Source organism: Aeromicrobium sp. NPDC092404, assembly GCF_040684095.1.
GTDB lineage: Bacteria > Actinomycetota > Actinomycetes > Propionibacteriales > Nocardioidaceae > Aeromicrobium.
In genome coordinates this window covers 576,645-595,729 of sequence record NZ_JBFBFI010000001.1, presented here as the reverse complement: position 1 = coordinate 595,729, position 19,085 = coordinate 576,645, and the positions used below count along the sequence as shown (strand labels likewise).

Sequence of the window (19,085 nt, the reverse complement as noted above, 5' to 3'; positions counted from 1 at the left end):
GTTCAGCTCCTCCGTGAGACGCGGCCCTGCGCGCGGGTGGCGCGGCCGGCGGCGAGGGCCCGCTTGGCCCCGGGTTCGGTCTTGGCACAGTTAAGCAGCACCCCCATGGCGACGAGCGTCACCAGCAGGCTCGAGCCACCGTAGGAGATCAGCGGCAGCGGGATGCCGATCACGGGCAGCAGGCCCAGCACCATGCCGATGTTGATGATCGACTGGGCCATGAGCCAGATCGTGATGCCGGCCGCGGTGTAACGGGCGAACGGGTCCTTGGTACGACTCGCGATGCGGATGCCGGCGAACGCCAGGACCACCAGCAGGAGCAGCACCACGAGCGTGCCCAGCAGGCCGAGCTCCTCGCCGATGACCGCCAGGATGAAGTCGGTGTGCGCCTCGGGAAGCGAGCCCCACTTCTGCCGGCTGCCGCCCAGGCCGACGCCCCAGAAGCCGCCGCGGGCCAGCGCCATCATGCCGTGGATCGCCTGGAAGCCGGCGCTGTCGGGGTCGGACTGCGGGTCGGTGAAGTTGAAGAGCCGGGCCACGCGGTGCGGCGCCGTGGCGACGAAGAACACGAGCACGACGAAGATGCCGGCGATCACGGCGCTCATCTGCTTGGCGGGCAGGCCCGCGACCCAGAGCATCCCGCCGATGAGCGCGAACAGCACGAGCGCCGTGCCGAGGTCGTGCTGGCCGACCACGAGCGCGGCGACCGCCCCGGCGATCGGGACCATCGGGGTGAGGACGTAGCGCGGGGTCGAGAGGTACTTCTGGCGCCGGGCGTAGAGGTCGGCGATCCACAGGACGAGGGCGAGCTTGGCGAACTCGGACGGCTGAAGCTGGAAGCCGCCCGGCAGCGCCAGCCAGTTGCGGTTGCCGTTGACGTCGACACCGACGAGGAACGTGGCGCCGATGAGCGCCACCGTGCCGAGCAACATCGGCAGGACCAGCCTGCGGATGATGCGCAACGGGATCCGGGCCGCCACGACGGCACCCATGACCCCCAGCACCGCGAAGATCAGCTGCCGCTGGACGATCGCGAACGAGTTGTCATAGGTCCTGAGGGCGAACACCGAGCTGGCGCTCAGCACCATGATCAGGCCGAGCCCGACCAGCAGGGCGGTGGCGCCGAGCACGAGCTGGTAGGAGGCGAGGGGGCGCTCGAGCGTACGGCGAGCGGCCTCGACGATCGCCGGGGACCGGCGCTCAGCGGTGGCTGTCATGCCAGCTCCGCATCATGCTCACTCCTGCGCCTCGGGGAAGGAAGGTTCAGGACCTGTCACGCAAACGCAGCACTGCCGCGGCGAAGCTGTCGCCTCGTGCGGAGTAGTTGCGGAACTGGTCCATGGACGCGGCACCCGGGGCCAGCAGCACGGTGTCGCCCTCACGGGCGAGCGATGCCGCGACCTCGACGACGCGATCCATGGGATCAGTCTCCCCGGTGTCGACCTCGACGACGGGGACATCAGGCGCGTGTCGCGCGAGTGCCTCGGCGACCAGCGCGCGGTCTCGACCGACCAGAACGGCTGCCCGGAGGCGGTCCCGGGTCGCCAGCACGAGCTCGTCGAAGCTCGCACCCTTGGCCAGTCCCCCGGCGACCCAGACGACGTGCTCGAAGCTCTGCAGCGACGCCTGGGCGGCGTGCGTGTTGGTGGCCTTGGAGTCGTCGACCCATCGGACGCCGTCGATGCGGGCCACCTCGGCGATGCGGTGCGCATCGGGCCTGAACGACCGGAGCCCGTCCCGCACGGCCCGTGGCGTCACGCCGTGCGCGCGGGCCAGCGCCGCGGCGGCCAGAGCGTTGGCGACGGTGTGAGGTGCCGGTGGCTCCCCCTCGGCCCGGGCCAGGTCGTGGATGCTGCCGAGCTCCGCCGCGCTCGAGAGCCGGCCGGCGATGAACGCGCGGTCGGCGATCGCGTCGTCGACGAGCCCGATCATCCCGGGCGCCGGGATGCCGAGCGTGAACCCGATCGCGCGGCACCCCTCGACGACGTCGGCCTCCTCGACGAGCCGCTCGGTCACGGGGTCCTGCACGTTGTAGACGCACGCCAGCTGCGTACGGTCGTAGATCCGAGCCTTGTCCGCGGTGTAGGCGTCGAGGCTGCCGTGCCAGTCGAGGTGGTCCGGAGCCACGTTGAGCACGGCGCTGGCCTCGGCGGACACCGACGAGCTCCAGTGGAGCTGATAGCTCGAGAGCTCCACGGCCAGCACGTCGAACCGCTCGGGGTTCATGACCGCCTCGAGAACCGGGATCCCGACGTTGCCCACAGCGGGGGCGTTCAGTCCCTCGGCCCGGAGGATCGACTCGAGCATCTGCACCGTCGTGGTCTTGCCGTTCGTGCCGGTGACGGCGAGCCACGGCGCGGGGTTCTCGCCACGCAGGCGCCAGGCGAGCTCGACCTCGCCCCACACCGGGATGCCACGCCGGCTCGCCTCGAGCAGGAGCGGCGACGCGGGACCCCAGCCGGGCGACGTGACGACGAGGTCGACGTCGGCGGGCAGCTGGGCCGTCGAGCCGACTCCCAGGCGTACGTCGACCCCGAGGATCTCGAGCAGGGTCGCCTTCTCGCGCAACCCGTCGTCGTCGCCGTCGTCGAGCGCGATGACGGTCGCGCCGAGGTGCTGCAGCGTGTCGGCGGCGGCGAACCCGCTGACGCCGAGGCCGCCCACGACGGCCCTGACGCCCTCCCAGGACGAGTCCCGGCCCAGACCTTCGAGCTCAGGACCGGTCATGCCCCGGTGACCCACTCGGCGTAGAAGATGCCCAGCCCGGCTGCGACGCACAGGCCGCTGATGATCCAGAACCTCACGACGATCGTGATCTCGTCCCAGCCCAGCAGCTCGAAGTGGTGCTGCAGGGGTGCCATCCGGAAGATGCGTCTTCCCCCGCTGAGCTTGAAGAACCCGACCTGGAGGATCACCGAGGCCGTGATCGCGACGAACAGGCCGCCGATGACGACCAGCAGGAGCTCGGTCCGGGTCATCAGGGCGAATCCGGCCATGGCGCCGCCGAGGGACAGCGATCCGGTGTCGCCCATGAAGATCTTGGCCGGTGACGCGTTCCACCACAGGAACCCGAAGCACGCACCGGTGAGGGCGGCCGCGACGACCGCGAGGTCGAGCGGGTCGCGCACCTCGTAGCACTTGGGTCCGGCGTTGATCGCCGAGCAGTTCTGGTTGCTCTGCCAGATGTTGATGATGACGAACGCGCCGAACACCATGACCGACGCGCCGGTGGCCAGGCCGTCCAGTCCGTCGGTGAGGTTCACGCCGTTGCTGGTGCCGGCGATCAGCAGGAGCACCCAGATCACCAGCAGCGCCGTGGGCAGCTCAGGACCGTTGAAGTCCCGGGTGAACGAGATGAAGTGCGTGATCGGGGTCTGCCCCGTGTCGTCCTCCATCCGGATCGCGAGCCACGCGAAGACCAGGCCGACGAGTATCTGGCCGAAGAACTTGGCCTTGCTGCGCAGCCCGAGGTTGCGCTGCTTGAAGACCTTGATGAAGTCGTCGAGGAAGCCGATCACACCGAGGCCCGCGAACAGGAACAGCAGCAGCAGGGCGGACGCACTGGGCTCGGTCTGGGTCGCCAGCTTGGCGACGAAGTAGGCCACCAGGACCGAGGCGATGATCACGAGACCGCCCATCGTGGGCGTGCCCCGCTTGGTGTGGTGCGACGTGGGACCGTCGTCGCGGATGAGCTGCCCGTATCCGTGCTTGACCAGGACCGAGATCGCGAAACGGGTGCCGATGAGGGTCCCCAGGAGGGACAGAGCTCCTGCGATCAGGATGGCCTTCATCGGGTGGCTGGTCCTTTCCCGGGGGCGTTGGGCATGCTCCGACGAGTATGCCGTCAGGGTTGCAGCAAGGCGTCCGCGACCCGCTCGAGCCGGCCACCCCTCGATGCTTTCACAAGTACGACCTCGTCCCCCGACAGGCTCGCGGACAGTGTGCGAACCGCCACATCGACGTCGTCGACGAGCACGGCGATGTCCCCGGCCCCCTCGGCGATGCCACGTGCACCCTCGCCGACCACCACGACCTGGCTGAACCCGAGGTCGGCGGCGAGCCGGCCCACCTCGACGTGCGCCTCGTGGCTGCCGTCGCCGAGCTCGAGCATCTCGCCCAGTACCGCGACCGCCTGCCCCTCGCCGATCGCGGCGACGGCTCGCAGGGCGGCCGCCATCGACTCGGGGTTGGCGTTGTAGGCGTCGTTGACCACGACCACGCCGTCGGCGCGCACGTGGCGCTCCATCCGCATCGGTGAGCGGGGCTGTGCGGTCGCGAGTCGCTCGACCGCAGTCGTGAGGTCCACACCGAGCATGACGGCCACGGCGACCGCCGCTGCCGCGTTGGAGGCCTGGTAGCCGCCGAGCAGAGGGACGTACGCCGGGACGGTCCTGCCGTCGTACGTCAACGCGAAGCGCGGACAGCCCGTGGCGTCCAGCTGGACGTCGCTGACCCCCATGTCGCCGGTCTCCCCGAAGGTGACGACCGCTGCCTCGGTCCTGGCCGCCATCGCGGCCACCAGCGGATCGTCGGCATTGAGCACGACGACACCGTCGGCCTCGACGGCTTCGGCGAGCTCGCCCTTGGTGCGGGCGATGATCTCCGCCGAGCCGAACTCACCGATGTGGGCGTGCCCGACGTTGAGGACCACGCCGACGTCGGGCGGGACGATCTGGCAGAGCTCGGCGATGTTGCCCAACGACCGGGCGCCCATCTCGACGACGAGGTAGCGGGTCAGCTCGTCGGCTCGCAGCACCGTCAGCGGGACGCCGAGCTCGTTGTTGAAGTTGCCCGCCGTCGCGACGGTCATGCCGTCGGGCTCGAGGAGATGGGCGACGAGGTCCTTCACGCTCGTCTTGCCGCTCGAGCCGGTCATCGCGACGACCGTGACGTCCTCCAGCTCGTCCACCACGTGGCGGGCCAGCCGGCCCAGCGCTGTGACGACGTCGTCGACCACCACCGACGGCGCCTCGACGGCTCGGGACGCGAGCACGGCGGCCGCACCACCGGCGGCGGCCTGGGCGGCGTACGCGTGACCGTCCACGTGCTCGCCCGCGATCGCGACGAAGAGCCCGCCCGGCTCCGTCGCCCGGGAGTCGAGGGTGGCGGGGGCATCGACGACGATCGCCCCGTCGCCATGGACCACACCCCCGGTGATCGCGGCGATCTGCGCCAGCGTCAGCGGGATCATGCCTGCTGCCCGATCAGCTCGACCAGGACCTCGCGGTCGTCGAACGGGTCCACGACGCCGTTGACCTCCTGGCCGCGCTCGTGGCCCTTGCCCGCGACGACGACCGTGTCGCCGAGATGGGCCAGGTGGACGGCGTGGGCGATGGCCTCGCGACGGCCGGGGACCTCGACCGCGACGCCGGGGCCCGCAGCGGCGCCCTCGAGCACCGAGGCCCGGATCGACGCGGCCCGCTCGGTGCGGGGGTTGTCGTCCGTCACGATCACGACGTCGGCGTGGCGAGCGGCGGCCTCACCCATCAGGGGGCGCTTGCCGTGGTCGCGGTCGCCGCCGGCCCCGATCACGATGATGAGCCGGCCGGCGGTGACCGGACGGAGGGCGGTCAGGACCGCCGTGACCGCGTCCGGCTTGTGCGCGTAGTCGACGATCGCGGTGAACGGCTGGCCCACCTCGACCCGTTCCATGCGGCCCGGCACCCCCGTGCTCGCAGCGATCCCCGCGGCGAGCTCTTTGGGGTCGTGGCCGGCCTCGGCGAGCGCGGCGATCACCGACAAGGCGTTGGAGACGTTGAAGACGCCGGGCAGTGGGACCGTGAGGTCGATCGCGAGCTCGTGGGGTCCCAGCACCTCGAGATCGGTGCCGAGCCGGTGCGGCCGGATGTTGACCGCACGCCAGTCGGCGGGGTTGCCGTCGGTCGAGAACGTGGTGACCGGCAGCGGCGTCAGCTCGCGCAGACGACGGCCGTGCGGGTCGTCCACGTTGATGACGGCGTGCTTGGCGTGCTCCGGGGTGAACAGGGCGGCCTTGGCGAGGAAGTAGTCCTCGAGGTCCTTGTGGAAGTCGAGGTGGTCGCGGCCGAGGTTGAGGAAGACCCCGATGTCGAACGTGAACCCGTCGACCCGGCCCTGCACCAGGGCGTGGCTGGACACCTCCATCGCGCACACCTCGACCGCCTCCTCGCGCATGACGGCGAACAGCGCCTGGAGCTGCGGCGCCTCGGGGGTCGTGAGCGTGGACGCAGCCGGGACCCGGCCGATCCGCGTGCCGATCGTCCCGACCACGGCGGAGACCCGGTTGCCCAACGCCGCCTCGGCGAGATAGGTCGACGTCGTCTTGCCCTGGGTCCCCGTGATGCCGACCGTCGTGAACGCCGCGCTGGGGTCGTCGTAGAACGTGCTGCTCAGCCGCGCGAGCTCGCGACGGGGGTCGTCGACGACGATCATCGGCAGGTCGCCGATGATCGCGGCACCCTCGGGGTCGGTCAGCACCGCGGCGGCACCGAGGTCGCGCGCGACCCCGGCGAAGGCCGCGCCGTGGGAGTTCGCCCCTTGCAGGGCTGCATAGAGGTCACCGGGCTCGACGTGCTTGGTGTTGAGCGAGATTCCCGTGACGATCGCCTCCGAGGTCGCCACCGCGTCGAGCTCCGCCGCCAGCTCGGCGAGGGTCCATCGCGGCGTCTCCCGCGGCCGTACGCGCATCTCCTCAGTCACCCCCCGACCCTATCCGCCGGGAGAACTCGCGCCACGCCGAGCCACGGCCCCAACCCAGCCCAGCAATCAGGCGAGATGAAGGTCGGGCGAAGCCCGACAGGCGCCCCGTGACGAGCGCAGCGATCACGCGAGTCGAAGGTCGGGCGAAGCCCGACAAGGCGGCAGCGGCGGAGCCGCTCAGAAGGGCGCCAGCCGAGACCCAGCCCAGCAATCAGGCAAGATGAAGGTCGGGCGAAGCCCGACAGGCGCCCCGTGACGAGCGCAGCGAGTCACGAGATGAGCCGCGAGGAACGAGCGGCGTGGCGCCTACCAGGTCTGCTTCACCTTCGGGCTCTTGGAACCCGTCGGTGCGACTCCGAAGCGCTCGAGCGCCATCGACATGATGTCGTGGAAGACCGGTGCAGCGGTCGAGCCGCCGCCGGCGTTGCTGTACGGCTTGTCGAGCACGATGTAGGTCAGGAATCGGGGGTTGTCGGCCGGCGCGAAGCCCATGAACGACACCGTGTTCTGACCCCGGATGTAGCGGCCGGTGGCCGGGTCGACGCGCCATGCCGTGCCGGTCTTGCCGGCGACCCGGTAGCCCTTGATGGCCGCGGCGGGCGCCGTGCCGTCCGGAGCCGTGACGGCCTCCATCATGCGGGTGACGGTGGCGGCCGCGTCCTTGGAGACGACGCGCTTGCTCGGCTTGGCCGGGACCTTGGTCTCCGTGCCGTCGGCGTCGCGGGTGGAGCTGACGACGGACGGCTCGCACATCTTGCCGGCGTTGGCGATGGCACCGACGGCGCGGACCATCTGCAGCGCGGTCACCGAGACGCCCTGGCCGAACGAGATCGTGGCGTGGTTGGCCTTGGTCCACTCCTTGCCGTTCTTGAGGATGCCGTCGGACTCGCCGGGCAGGTTGGCGCCCGACATCTGGCCGAAGCCGAACTTGCGGAAGTAGCCGTACATCGTCGAGTTGCTCATCTGCTGCGCCGCGACGATCGTGCCGAGGTTGGAGGACTTGGCGATGACGCCGGCCGCGGTCAGGTTGATGACGCCGTGCTTCCAGTAGTCGCCGATGTGGAAGTTGTCGATCTCCATGCCGGACGGGACGACGATCGGCGTGTCCGACGCGATCTTGCCCTGGTCGGCCAGCGCGGCCATCGTGATGGTCTTCATGACGCTGCCGGGCTCGTACACGTTCTGCACGGCGCGCGAGACGGTGTTGGAGTCGACCATGCCGCTGTCGTCGTCGGCGTTGAACGTGGGCGCCTGCGACATCTGCACGATCTGGCACGTCTTGGTGTCCATCGTGATCGCGAGGCCCCAGTCGGAGCTCGACTCCCGGACGGCGTCAGCGAGCCGCTGGTCGGCGTACCACTGCAGGTCGCGGTCGATCGTGGTCGTGACGTCGCGACCGGGCACCATCTTCGTCACGGTGCTGTCAGCCATCGGGATGCGGACACCGGTGTTGGGATCGATCTCGTACGTGCTGGCGCCGTCGGTGCCGGTCAGCGTCTTGTCGTACTGCTGCTCGATGCCCGCAACGCCCTTGCCGGCGCCGTTGACGTAGCCGACCAGGTTGGCGGCGAGCTTGCCGCCCGGGTAGGTCCGCAGGGTCTCCTTCTCGCTGAAGACGCCCGTCATGTCGGCCTCGGCGATGGCCTTCAGCGCCTTCTTGGCGGTCCAGGCGGGGACGTCGCGGACGAGGTAGACGAAGCGGGAGTCCGGCGTGCGGAGCTTGTCGATCGTGTCGAAGTAGTCGATGCGGTCGCCGAGCTTCTCGCTCAGGATGCGCGCGATCTGCGGGGCGTACGGCGCTGTCATCTTGGGGTCGGCCGTCAGCGTCAGGCCGTCGACGCTGGTCGCCAGCTCGGCGCCGTTGCGGTCGAGGATCGCGCCGCGGGGTGCCGGGATCGTGCTCTTGGCCGTGCCGTCCTCGATGGCCTTGGCCGCGTAGGCGCTGGCATCGAGGCCCTGGATCTGGAAGAGCCGCACGCCGAAGACACCGAAGACCCCGACGACCATCGCGAGGCACACGCGCAGCCGGCGCCGGGACACGGTCTTGCTCATGGCGTCACGCTCCGGATGTTGGTCTTGCCGGGCTTGGCGGCCTCCGGCTTGCCGAGGACCTCGCCGTCGGAGAGCCGCAGGAACGCCGGGTTGGTGTTGGGCACCATGCCGTACTGGATGGCGCGCCGCGCCACGTTGGCCGGGCTCTGCAGCTTGTCGACCTCGCGGGACAACAGCTGGCGCTGCGTCTCCAGCTCGGCCGACTGGCTGTTGAGCTTCTGGGCTTCGAACGACTGCGCCTGCAGGATCGTGCTCATGATGATGAGGCCGACGAGGCCGACCGACAGGATCGTCAGGACCACGACGACGAACGGCGCCTTGCGGGCCCTGCTGCGTACCGGACGGACGAGGCGGAGCCCGGCGGCCTTGGCGCCCTCGGTCGAGAACCGGGGTGCGGGCGCGTCGGGAGCGCTGATGGTCCGCGCCAGCTGCGGGCTCATGCGGGGTCCCCGCAGAAGCGTGAGCGCGTGGCAGGAACTCGGGGTGCCGGGGAGCACAGCGAACGGTTCTGTGGGGTGGCGTTCATGCGGCAACCCGCTCGACGACGCGAAGGCGTACGGACCTGGCGCGTGAGTTCTCGTCGATCTCGGCGTCGGTCGCCATCTCGGCGCCACGCGTGACCAGGCGGAAACGCGCCTCGTGCCCCTCGGGCACGAACGGAAGGTCGCGCGGGACGTCGGTCGTGGTGACCTCGGTGAACGCCCGCTTGGTGATCCGGTCCTCGAGGGAGTGGTACGCGAGGACGACGACCCGCCCACCCGGCGCCAGGATCTCCAAGGATGCCGGCAGGGCACGGCGGTAGACGCCGAGCTCGTCGTTGACCTCGATGCGCAGCGCCTGGAACGTCCGCTTGGCGGGGTTGCCGCCCGTACGCCTGGCGGCGGCCGGGATCGACGTACGGATGAGGTCGACCAGCCGGGCGCTGTCGGTGAACGGCTCGCGGGCTCGCTCGGAGACCACGGCGTCGGCGATGCGCTTGGCGAACTTCTCCTCGCCGTACTCCCGCAGCACCTTCGACAGCTCGCGCGAGGTGTAGGTGTTGAGGATGTCGGCGGCGGTCAGCTCGTCCTCGGGGTTCATGCGCATGTCGAGCGGCGCGTCCTGGGCGTACGCGAACCCGCGGTCGGCCAGGTCGAGCTGCATCGACGAGACCCCGAGGTCGAAGAGCACGCCGGAGACCGTGCGGAAGCCCGCCTCGGCCACCACGTCGGCGATCTCGTCGTAGACGGCGTGAGCGAACGTCACCCGCTCCCCGAACGCGGCGAGGCGGGTCTTGGCCCTGGCCAAAGCCTCGGGGTCGCGGTCGATGCCGATGACGTGCAGGTCGGGGAAGCGCTCGAGCATCGCCTCGGTGTGACCGCCGAGGCCGAGCGTCGCATCGACCACGACCGGACGGTCGACGGCGACCGAAGGGGCCAACAGGTCGAGGACCCGCTCGAGCAGGACCGGGACGTGGCTGGCCTCGGTCATCGCGACCCCAGCTCGAGGACGAGGGCCGGTGTGCCCATGAGTCGCTCGCCGTCGCCAAGCTCGTGCCGCGCCGGCTGCCTGCTCTGCTCGATCCTCATGTCACCTCGTCCCGTCTGTCGTCGTCCTGCCCGGCTGATGTCGTGTGGCCAGATCTGCGTCCGCTGGGTCTGACACCGGGGAAGTGATGTCAGAACCATGCGGGCGCAGATCTCGCCGCGCGACTGTCAGAAGATGCCGGGCATCACTTCCTCTGACATGTCCGCGAACGGACCCTCTTGAGCGTTCGAGAACTCGGTCCAGCGGCCCGAGTCCCAGATCTCGATGCGGTCCATCGCTCCGACGACCGTGCAGTCGCGGTCGAGGTGCGCCCACTCGCGGAGCACCGGCGGCACGGAGATGCGTCCCTGCTTGTCCGGAACCTCTGACGAGGCACCCGAGAAGAACATGCGGGTGAAGTTGCGGGCGGCCTGGTTCGTGAACGGCGTGTCGCGGACCCGGTCGGTGAAGGCGTTGAAGGCCTCGGTCGTCCACCCGTAGATGCAGTTCTCCTGCCCGCGGGTGAGGACGATGCCGTGCTCGAGCCGAGGACGGAACTTGGCCGGAAGGAAGAGCCGGCCCTTGTCGTCGAGACGAGGGGTGTAGGTGCCGAAGAAGTTTGCGACATCCGGGTTCACCTCTCTCCTCCTCGCCGCCGGTCAGTTCCTCCATTTCGCCCCACCATACCCCACGATCCCCCACTTCGCCCTCACTTTAGGCATGTTTCAGCACATTTTCGTGCCGCCGCTCCACGGCGGAGGGCAGCTCGAAAATGCCGTCAGGGCAAAGAAAAACCGCCCCCGAGGGGGCGGCTGTGGTGGAAGTGGAGTGAAGTGGGGCGGATCTAGCGCTCGTCGCCGTCCCTGCGGCGCTGCCAGCGCTCCTCCATGCGATCGACGAACGTGCCCGAGGCCTTGGGCGGCTTGCCGCCCGGGCTGCGGACCGGCTCCTCGCTGCTGCGGCCGATCCCGCGCTTCCAGGCGGTCATGAAGAGATAGGCCGCGCCGAGCATCGTCACGAATCCGACGACGCCGAGCCAGGTCATGGCCGAGACCGCGCCGGCGAAGAGCAGGACCAGCCCGCCGAGGAACCCGAGGACGGCCAGGATCGCCACACGTCGGTTGTGCGCCATGAACTTCGATCCACGGAGAGTGGACGCGAAGTCAGGGTCTTCGGCTGCCAACGACTGCTCGAGCTGATGGAGCAGCCGGGCCTCTTCATCAGAGAGCGGCACTGTTGCCTCCTGGATCGGGTGTTGCTTCTGGCAAGTCTAGGCGGGCGATCGTGTGCAGACCAGCCGAAAGCGAAGTGAAGTCCTCGGAGGTGCTCAGCAGGCGCTCCAACGCGTACAGGGCGTCGCGCGCGCCGGGCTCGGCGTCGACGATCGCGCTGGGCACCAGGTCGGCGAAGACCCGCACCCCGGTGGTCGCGACCGGAGAGAAGCCGTGCGAGGTCAGCAGCAGCTGGAGCTCGGTCACGACGAACCGTCGCGGCCCCATCGTGCGTACGTCCCACGAGCTGGCGGAACGGCCCAACAGGGACTGGGCCGTGACGAAGTCGCCGGCCAGGGCACGCGCCGCGACGGCGGCGTTGCGGCCCGCGACGACGACGCTGACGTGACCGCCGGGACGCAGGACCGTGGCGATCGTGGCGAGCGCCTGCCCGGGATCGTCGACGTGCTCGAGCACGTCGTGGCAGATCACCAGGTCGAACGACGCCGGAGCGACATGGTCGAGCAGGTCCGCGGCGTCACCCTGCACGGCGTTGACCCCCTGCGCCAGGCCGGCCTCGACACCGCGGCGGTGCAGCGAGGCCAGGGCGTCGGGGCTCGGGTCGACGACGGTGACGCGGTGCCCCGACGTCGCGAGACGCACGGCGTCACTGCCCGTTCCACCCCCAAGGTCGAGCACGTCGAGGGCGTCGCCGGGTCCCGCCACGTCGACGGCATCCACGACGGACTGCCACATCAACTCGGTGCGGACCGGACCCATGACGGACACTGTGCCACAGCGTGGATCACGTCTTCCGATAGCGTCCCGGCATGGAGTCCTTGACGGCCCTCGTGTTCTCCAGCGGCTGGGCGAGCGGCATCAACGCGTACGCGACGGTGGCCGTGCTCGGCCTCGCCGACCGGCTCAGCGACACCGCGGCGATCCCCGACACCCTCGCGCGAACCGACGTGCTGGTCATCTCGTTGGTGATGTTCACCGTCGAGCTCGTCGTCGACAAGGTGCCCGTCGCGGACTCGATGTGGGACGCGGTCTCCACCGTCGTACGTCCGGCCGTCGGCGCGTTCGTGGCCTATCACTTCGCCGGCGACACGAGCGGGACGGAACAGGCCTTGCTCACGGCTCTGGGCGGAGGCACCGCCTTGACGTCGCACGGCATCAAGGCTGGTCTTCGCCTCGCCGTCAACACCTCCCCCGAGCCGATCAGCAACGGGATCGTCAGCACCGCGGAGGACGTCGGAGTCGTCACCGTCGTCGCCCTCGCGGTGTCCCACCCGTGGATCGCCCTGGGGATCTCCGCGTCACTGCTGGTCGCGGGTGCTGTCACGGTCGTCCTGCTGTGGCGCGTCATCCGCAAGGCGTGGCGACGGCACCGCCGGGTCACCACGTAGTCTGCGCGCATGGCGAACGTCGTGGTCGTGGGTGGCGGCTTCGCCGGTCTGTCCGCCGCGGCCCGTCTGGCCAAGCTGCGTCATCAGGTCACGCTCCTGGAGACGAGCCAGCAGCTCGGCGGCCGGCTCAACGGCATGACCGTCGGGGGCCGTACGTGGAGCCTCGACCTGGACACCGTGACGCTGCCGGGAGTGTTCCGCGACCTGTTCCGCAAGTCGGGGCGACCCTTGGAACGGGTCCTCGACCTCACGAAGACCGACGGCCGGCGGCACGTCTTCAAGGACAAGTCGGTCCTGGACCTTCCCCTCGGCAACCGCGGCGACCAGCACGCCGCACTCGTCGAGACGTTCGGCGAGGACGAGTGGTCGCCCTGGGTCGACTCCTGGGCCGAGCCCTGGGACCTCATCCGCCGCACCGCCCTCGACCAGGTCTTCGAGGGCCGCGCTGCTGTCGACCGCACCATGCGCAAGGCCCTGCGCCCGCGGCGCAGCATCGCGACGCTCGCCCAGAAGGACCTGGACGACGACCGGCTGCGCAAGCTCGTGCTCGACCCCGTCCGTCTCGCCGGGCAGGACCGGCACGCGACGCCGGGATTCGTCGCGGTCAGCCACTACGTCGAGCGGTCCTTCGGCCGCTGGCGGTTCGCCGGCGGGCTCCCCGCGCTCGCCGCCGCGCTCGAGACGCGTCTGGGCGAGCGGGGCGTGACGATCGAGCTCGGCGAGTCGGCGCACGAGCTGGTCCTCGAGGCCGGTCGGGTCCGCGGCGTCGTGACCTCACGACGTACGGTGCCGGCGGACATCGTCGTGTGGTGCGCTCCGGCATGGCCCGCTCCCCTGCCGCCGGTCACGCTGATGCCGGTCATACCGGCATCCAGGACCTTGGTCGCCCTGTCGGCCGACGCGCCAGACCTGCCCGACGAGATCCTCGTCCACGCCAATCCCCCGATCAGGATGTGGTCGGGCGGCGACGGCCTGTGGACCATCGAGCACCGCAGCGGTGAGGATCCCCTGCGCGCGCTCGTGCGCTTCGGGATCGACGTCCGGCCGTACGTCGACGAGCGGGTCGACCTCAACCCCACTGACGTCCTCGGACTCGGGCATGCCGGCTGGGCGTGGACGGGCTGGACCAGCGCCTTCGAGCTCCCTGGCGTGGCGCCGGCTGCTGGGATCCACTTCGCCGGCGCGCACGCCCACCCGGGCGCGACCCTCGAGGGCATCGGCATGGCCACCGCGGCGATCGCCGATGCGATCGGCCCGGCCCCGCGCCAGACGTACAGCTAGAGCAGGTCGTCGGCCCGGAGCGCCTCGAAGATCTCGCGGGTCGCCTTCGACCGGTTGAGGGTGATGAAGTGCAGGCCCGGCGCCCCTCCGGCGACCAGGTCGCGGCACAGCTGGGTCGCGAGCTCGATGCCCTTGGCGCGCACGGCGACCTTGTCGTCCTGGATCGGCTCGACCTGGTCCAGCACCTCCCGGGGCAGCTCGGCTCCTGAGAGCTCGGCCATGCGGGCGACCTGGGCGAAGTTGAGGATCGGCATGATGCCGGGGACGATCGGGATGTCGCAGCCCTTGGCGCGGACGCGCTCGACCAGGTCGAAGTAGTCCGATGCCCTGAAGAACAGCTGCGTGATGGCGTACTCGGCACCGGCGTTGGCCTTGTCGACCAGCACCTGGGCATCGTGGTCGAGGCTCGCGGCATCGGGATGTCCCTCAGGGAAGGCCGCGACGCCGATGCGGAACCCGCCGAGAGAGGTGGCCAGCTCCACGAGGTCGATCGCGTGGTCCATGCCGTCCGGGTGCGGCTCCCAGGTCGCGCGGGGGCCGCCCTTGGGGTCTCCGCGCAGGGCCAGCACGTTGTCGACGCCGGAGGCGGCGTACTGCTTGAGCACCGACTCGATCTCGCCCTTGGTCTGCGCGACGAGGGTCAGGTGCCCGACCGGACGCATGCGGGTCTGCTCCGCGATGCGCGCGGTGATGCGGACCGTGCGTTCCTGGCTCGTGCCGCCAGCGCCGTAGGTCACCGAGACGAACGTCGGGTCAAGCGGCTCGAGGTCGGCGATGGTCTGCCAGAGCACAGCTTCGCCATCGTCGTCCTTGGGCGGGAAGAACTCGAACGAGTAGCTCACCGACGGCCCACGGATGGCGTCGACAAGGGACTGGTCATGAGACGGCATGGTCCAACGGTATCGTCCGGGCTGTGAGTCCACGCCCCGTTGATCCCGAATTCCGGGTTCGTGTTGATCACACCCTGGAGTCCTTCGTCGATCGGCAGCGGGGCGTGCTCGCCGAGCTGGGTCCTGACCTGCAAGGCCTCGCGGACGCCGCGATCGGCTTCGTCGCCGGCGGGAAGCGGCTGCGCCCCCAGTTCTGCTTCGCCGGGTGGCTCGTCGCCGGCGGCGATCCCGAGGAGCCGGGCATCGTGACGGCAGCGGCCGCCCTCGAGTGGCTGCAGGCCAGCGCGCTCGTGCACGACGACCTCATGGACGGCTCCGACACCCGGCGCGGCCGGCCCAGCATCCACCGCGCCTTCGAGGCGCGGCACCGCGAGGAGTCCCGGCACGGCGACCCCGTCGGCTTCGGGACGTCGGCGGCCGTCCTGCTCGGCGACCTGATGCTGTCATGGTGCGACGAGCTGTTCCGGAGCAACGGGCTGCCGCACGCAGGCGACGCCTTCTCCTTCCTCGACCGGTGCAAGACCGAGGTCGTCGCGGGGCAGTTCCTCGACGTCGCGGGGCAGACGCGGGAGTCGCTCTCGGTCGCCGAGGCCATGACGGTCGTGCGCTACAAGTCCGCCAAGTACACCGTCGAGCGGCCACTGCACATCGGCGCCGCCCTGGCCGGTGCCGGTCCCGAGCTCATCGCCGCCCTGACCGAGGTCGCCCTTCCGCTCGGCGAGGCGTTCCAGCTGCGCGACGACGTGCTCGGCGTCTTCGGCGATCCCGAGCAGACCGGCAAGCCGGCCGGCGACGACCTGCGGGAGGGCAAGCGCACCGTGCTGGTCGCCCGCGCCGCCGAGCTGACGGACGAAGCCGGGCGCGAGCTGCTCCGGACCTCCCTGGGCACGGCCGAAGGCGTCGATTCCGTGCGGGACCTGATTCGTACGTCCGGCGCGCTCGCGGCCGTGGAGGGTGACATCGCCCGGCTCGAAGCTCAGGCCGACGAGGCGATCGACCGGCTGGGAGCCGACGCGCGCGACGTGCTGGGTCCCCTTGCGCTCACAGCAACCCGTCGAACTCGCTGATCTCCAGGTCGTCCCGCACGATGACCACCAGCACCGCCGCCTGGCCGCAGGCGTCCCGCAGCACGTCGAGGATCGCGCTGGTCTGGACCGGGTCGAGCTCCGCGAGACGGCGCAGGCCGTCCCAGACGATGAGCGTGGGCTGCACGGCGAGATCCGCCAGGACGTCGAACAACGCGTCGAGGTTGCGACCGAACCAGTCCGGGAGCGCCCATGCGCGGGCGACCTCGTCGTAGAACTCCTCGAACGACGAGACGTTGCGGGTGTCGAGGCCAAGCGCCTCCCAGCCCGCTGCCTCGGCCTCCCCCACCAGGTCGCGGTCGGGCCGGCCCCGCCAGGCGAACAGGCCCGGCGTCACGGCACCGGACAGCACCGAGGCGAAGGTCGCGGTCATCGACGGGCCTCCACACGTACGAAGGATCGGTAGTGGTCGGCGGTGTAGTAGAGCTCGCCACCTCGCCCTGCGACGATGCGACGGGCACCCCGGTCGGACTCGCCGGGCGTCGGCACGGTGTACTCCCGCCAGTAGCCACGCTCGTGAGCGGGCAGCCGGCGTTCACGGTTCATGAAGACCGCGCCGTCACGGTCAAAGGGATACGGTCCGCCGGCCTCGATCAGGGCGATGGTCTCGAACGCCTGCGGTGGCAGCCCCTGGCCCGAGCCCGTGGCAGGGGTCTGCGACGACGCCGACGCCCGCGGCTCGTCACCTGTTGTCTGGCCGCGGTTGCCGAGAACCACGAGCACGACGCCGGCAACCAGCAGCAGGACGATCCATCCACCGCGGCGCATGAGCCCATCGTCCCTCATCCGGCGTGGGGAACGTCACGAGAAGACCGTGACACGCCCACCGTCACGGTGATGATGTGGAAGAGTCTCTAGAATCAATGGACGGGTCGGGGGATCCATATCTCGAGGGAGTGCGGCGTGACAGTGACGGGCGACGAAGCCCTCGTCGGGCGCGTCCTCGACGACCGCTACCTCGTCGGCGACCGCATTGCACGCGGGGGCATGGCCAGCGTCTTCCAGGCCGTCGACCGTCGGCTCGACCGCGCCGTCGCGATCAAGGTCATGCACCACGGCCTCGGTGACGACCAGCAGTTCACCGACCGCTTCGTCCGCGAGGCGAAGTCCGCCGCCAAGCTCAACCATCGCAACGTCGTCTCGGTCTTCGACCAGGGCCGCGACGGCGACGTGACCTACCTCGTCATGGAGTACGTCCCCGGCCGGACCCTGCGGGACGTCATGCGCGAAGAGGCGCCGATGCCGCCCTATCGCGCCCTCGAGCTGCTCGAGCAGGTCCTCGTGGCGCTGTCGGCCGCGCACGCCGCCAAGATCATCCACCGCGACGTCAAGCCCGAGAACGTCCTCATCACCCCCGACGGCGACGTCAAGGTCGCCGACTTCGGCCTCGCCCGCGCCGTCAGCGCGGCGACCACGGCGACCGGGGGCACACTCATCGGCACGGTCTCCTACCTGGCACCGGAGATCGTGACCAACGACGGCGCCGACGCACGCTCCGACGTCTACGCCTGCGGCGCGATGCTCTACGAGATGCTGACCGGGCTCAAGCCGCACGCCGGCGAGTCGCCCATCCAGGTCGCCTACAAGCACGTGCACGAGGACATCGGCCCGCCGTCCGCGGTCAGGGCCGGCATCCCCGCGTACGTCGATGCGTTGGTGGCGCGAGCGACCGTCCGCGACCGCGACCAGCGCTCCACCGACGCCCGGGTGATGCTGCAGCAGGTGCGATCGGTGCAGCGAGCCCTCGACGCCGGCCTAGCCGACGACCCGGACCTGGTCGCCGACCTCAAGCCCGGCGCGCGGGCCACCAGCGGCGACAGCGCCCCGACCGTACCGGTCCCCCGGGCCGCATCGGCTGCATCCGCCGCTTCGGTCGCCTCGGCGGCCGACTCCGAGGCAACGGAGGCCGTGCACGTCAGCGAGGCGACGGTCCAGTGGTCCGACGGGCTCTCCTCCTCGGCGCGCGTCGACCCGGAGCCTCGCGCCGGTCTCGACACCCCACCGGTCCTGCCGCCCACCGCCGACCGTCCGATCGGGCTGCACCCCGCCATGTCAGCGGACGACTACAAGAAGGCTCGGGCCGGCGAGGCGAAGTCCCACCGCGGCCGGAACCTCCTGATCCTGACGATCGTCCTGGCGCTGGTCGTGTTCGCGGTCGGTTACTGGTTCAGCGTCGGCCGCTACGACGACACCCCCGTTCTGGTGGGCAGCGCCGAGACCTCGGCGCAGGAGACCGCCGAGAGGGCCGGCTTCGAGTTCAAGGTCTCCGAGCGACAGTTCTCCGAGAAGTTCGAGCTGGGCCAGGTCATCGAGACCGACCCGGGCCCGGGCGACAAGATCCTGCCCGGCAGCACGATCGAGGCCGTCGTCTCCAAGGGGCCGGAACGATTCCTGATCCCCAAGAACATCAAGGGCATGACCCTCGCCGCAGCCACGGCAGCGCTCGAGGAGCAGAAGCTCGACGTCACCGACACCAAGCAGGTGTACGACGAGAAGGTCCGCAAGGGTCGCGTCGTCGGCCCCGTCAACTACACCTACACCGACCAGCTCAAGCGCGGCACCGGCGTCGTGCTGGCCGTGAGCCGTGGCCCCCGGCCGATCGAGATCGAGGACTACCGCGGGCGGCCCTTCAGCGAGGCCAAGAACGGCCTCGAGGAAGCCGGCTTCAAGGTGTCCGCGAGCGAGGTCTTCAGCGAGGACGTCGACAAGGGCGACGTCCTCGCCCAGACCCCCAACGAGGGCACCGGGACCAAGGGCGACACCATCACGCTGACGGTCTCCAAGGGTCCAGAGCTGATCGAGGTCCCCGACGTCGTCGGCCGACCCCGCGTCTCCGCGCTGGTGATCCTCAAGCGTGCGGGGTTCAAGGTCATGGCGTTCGGCGCCGGCAACTTCACGGTCAAGGCCCAGACCCCGTCCGCGGGTGCTGAGCGGCGCAAGGGCACGACCGTCACCATCGTCGGCTTCTGAACC

18 protein-coding genes are annotated in these 19,085 nt (G+C 70.2%); 4 read left to right on the top strand and 14 right to left on the bottom strand.

All coding sequences use genetic code 11. The features are described from left to right. Window positions 1-2: 2 nt before the first annotated feature. From ftsW to AB0N22_RS03060, 11 genes are all read right to left on the bottom strand, one after another. Window positions 3-1,217, bottom strand: coding sequence for a putative lipid II flippase FtsW (gene ftsW / locus AB0N22_RS03110; protein ID WP_364635946.1), 1,215 nt, complete (start codon window positions 1,215-1,217; stop codon window positions 3-5). Between the two features lie 46 nt (window positions 1,218-1,263). Beyond that, the gene (gene murD / locus AB0N22_RS03105) at window positions 1,264-2,727 is read right to left on the bottom strand and encodes a UDP-N-acetylmuramoyl-L-alanine--D-glutamate ligase (RefSeq protein WP_364635943.1); all 1,464 of its coding nucleotides are present in this window, start codon (window positions 2,725-2,727) and stop codon (window positions 1,264-1,266) included. Beyond that, entirely contained in the window at window positions 2,724-3,791 is a 1,068-nt protein-coding gene (mraY, locus tag AB0N22_RS03100) for a phospho-N-acetylmuramoyl-pentapeptide-transferase (RefSeq protein ID WP_364635940.1), read from the bottom strand. The genes murD and mraY overlap by 4 nt, the downstream gene beginning before the upstream one ends. 53 nt (window positions 3,792-3,844) lie before the next feature. Further along, window positions 3,845-5,191: a UDP-N-acetylmuramoyl-tripeptide--D-alanyl-D-alanine ligase gene (murF, locus tag AB0N22_RS03095; RefSeq protein ID WP_364635937.1), complete on the bottom strand. Its 1,347-nt coding sequence runs from the start codon at window positions 5,189-5,191 to the stop codon at window positions 3,845-3,847. Then, window positions 5,188-6,666, bottom strand: coding sequence for a UDP-N-acetylmuramoyl-L-alanyl-D-glutamate--2,6-diaminopimelate ligase (locus tag AB0N22_RS03090; protein ID WP_364639190.1), 1,479 nt, complete (start codon window positions 6,664-6,666; stop codon window positions 5,188-5,190). The genes murF and AB0N22_RS03090 overlap by 4 nt, the downstream gene beginning before the upstream one ends. 318 nt (window positions 6,667-6,984) lie before the next feature. Continuing rightward, window positions 6,985-8,730, bottom strand: coding sequence for a penicillin-binding protein 2 (locus tag AB0N22_RS03085; protein ID WP_364635934.1), 1,746 nt, complete (start codon window positions 8,728-8,730; stop codon window positions 6,985-6,987). Further along, complete coding sequence (locus tag AB0N22_RS03080) at window positions 8,727-9,170, bottom strand: hypothetical protein (protein ID WP_364635931.1); 444 nt, start codon at window positions 9,168-9,170, stop codon at window positions 8,727-8,729. Before AB0N22_RS03080 ends, AB0N22_RS03085 begins: the two co-directional genes overlap by 4 nt. 82 nt (window positions 9,171-9,252) lie before the next feature. Next, window positions 9,253-10,200: a 16S rRNA (cytosine(1402)-N(4))-methyltransferase RsmH gene (gene rsmH / locus AB0N22_RS03075; RefSeq protein ID WP_364635928.1), complete on the bottom strand. Its 948-nt coding sequence runs from the start codon at window positions 10,198-10,200 to the stop codon at window positions 9,253-9,255. 224 nt (window positions 10,201-10,424) lie between these two features. After that, on the bottom strand, window positions 10,425-10,874 hold the full coding sequence (mraZ, locus tag AB0N22_RS03070) for a division/cell wall cluster transcriptional repressor MraZ (RefSeq protein ID WP_364635925.1): 450 nt from the start codon (window positions 10,872-10,874) through the stop codon (window positions 10,425-10,427). A gap of 206 nt (window positions 10,875-11,080) precedes the next feature. Beyond that, window positions 11,081-11,470, bottom strand: a complete 390-nt coding sequence (locus AB0N22_RS03065; protein ID WP_364635922.1) for a DUF3040 domain-containing protein — start codon at window positions 11,468-11,470, stop codon at window positions 11,081-11,083. Further along, entirely contained in the window at window positions 11,457-12,227 is a 771-nt protein-coding gene (locus AB0N22_RS03060; RefSeq protein ID WP_364635919.1) for a methyltransferase domain-containing protein, read from the bottom strand. Before AB0N22_RS03060 ends, AB0N22_RS03065 begins: the two co-directional genes overlap by 14 nt. A 50-nt stretch (window positions 12,228-12,277) precedes the next feature. Here AB0N22_RS03060 and AB0N22_RS03055 point away from each other — a divergent pair, with 50 nt between their 5' ends. Next, window positions 12,278-12,856: a DUF4126 domain-containing protein gene (locus tag AB0N22_RS03055; protein ID WP_364635916.1), complete on the top strand. Its 579-nt coding sequence runs from the start codon at window positions 12,278-12,280 to the stop codon at window positions 12,854-12,856. A gap of 9 nt (window positions 12,857-12,865) precedes the next feature. Next, window positions 12,866-14,137, top strand: a complete 1,272-nt coding sequence (locus tag AB0N22_RS03050) for an FAD-dependent oxidoreductase (protein WP_364635913.1) — start codon at window positions 12,866-12,868, stop codon at window positions 14,135-14,137. On the opposite strand, the gene metF is transcribed toward AB0N22_RS03050, so the two are convergent. After that, the gene (metF, locus tag AB0N22_RS03045; RefSeq protein ID WP_364635911.1) at window positions 14,134-15,027 is read right to left on the bottom strand and encodes a methylenetetrahydrofolate reductase [NAD(P)H]; all 894 of its coding nucleotides are present in this window, start codon (window positions 15,025-15,027) and stop codon (window positions 14,134-14,136) included. The genes AB0N22_RS03050 and metF overlap by 4 nt on opposite strands. A 104-nt stretch (window positions 15,028-15,131) precedes the next feature. Here metF and AB0N22_RS03040 point away from each other — a divergent pair, with 104 nt between their 5' ends. Next, window positions 15,132-16,094, top strand: a complete 963-nt coding sequence (locus AB0N22_RS03040; RefSeq protein WP_364635908.1) for a polyprenyl synthetase family protein — start codon at window positions 15,132-15,134, stop codon at window positions 16,092-16,094. Here the strand turns inward: AB0N22_RS03040 and AB0N22_RS03035 are convergent. Both AB0N22_RS03035 and AB0N22_RS03030 read right to left on the bottom strand, forming a co-directional pair. Next, complete coding sequence (locus AB0N22_RS03035) at window positions 16,069-16,485, bottom strand: barstar family protein (RefSeq protein ID WP_364635905.1); 417 nt, start codon at window positions 16,483-16,485, stop codon at window positions 16,069-16,071. The genes AB0N22_RS03040 and AB0N22_RS03035 overlap by 26 nt on opposite strands. Beyond that, window positions 16,482-16,880, bottom strand: coding sequence for a ribonuclease domain-containing protein (locus tag AB0N22_RS03030; protein WP_364635903.1), 399 nt, complete (start codon window positions 16,878-16,880; stop codon window positions 16,482-16,484). Before AB0N22_RS03030 ends, AB0N22_RS03035 begins: the two co-directional genes overlap by 4 nt. 135 nt (window positions 16,881-17,015) lie before the next feature. Here AB0N22_RS03030 and pknB point away from each other — a divergent pair, with 135 nt between their 5' ends. Continuing rightward, the gene (pknB, locus tag AB0N22_RS03025; protein WP_364635901.1) at window positions 17,016-19,082 is read left to right on the top strand and encodes a Stk1 family PASTA domain-containing Ser/Thr kinase; all 2,067 of its coding nucleotides are present in this window, start codon (window positions 17,016-17,018) and stop codon (window positions 19,080-19,082) included. The last annotated feature ends 3 nt before the right edge of the window (window positions 19,083-19,085 follow it).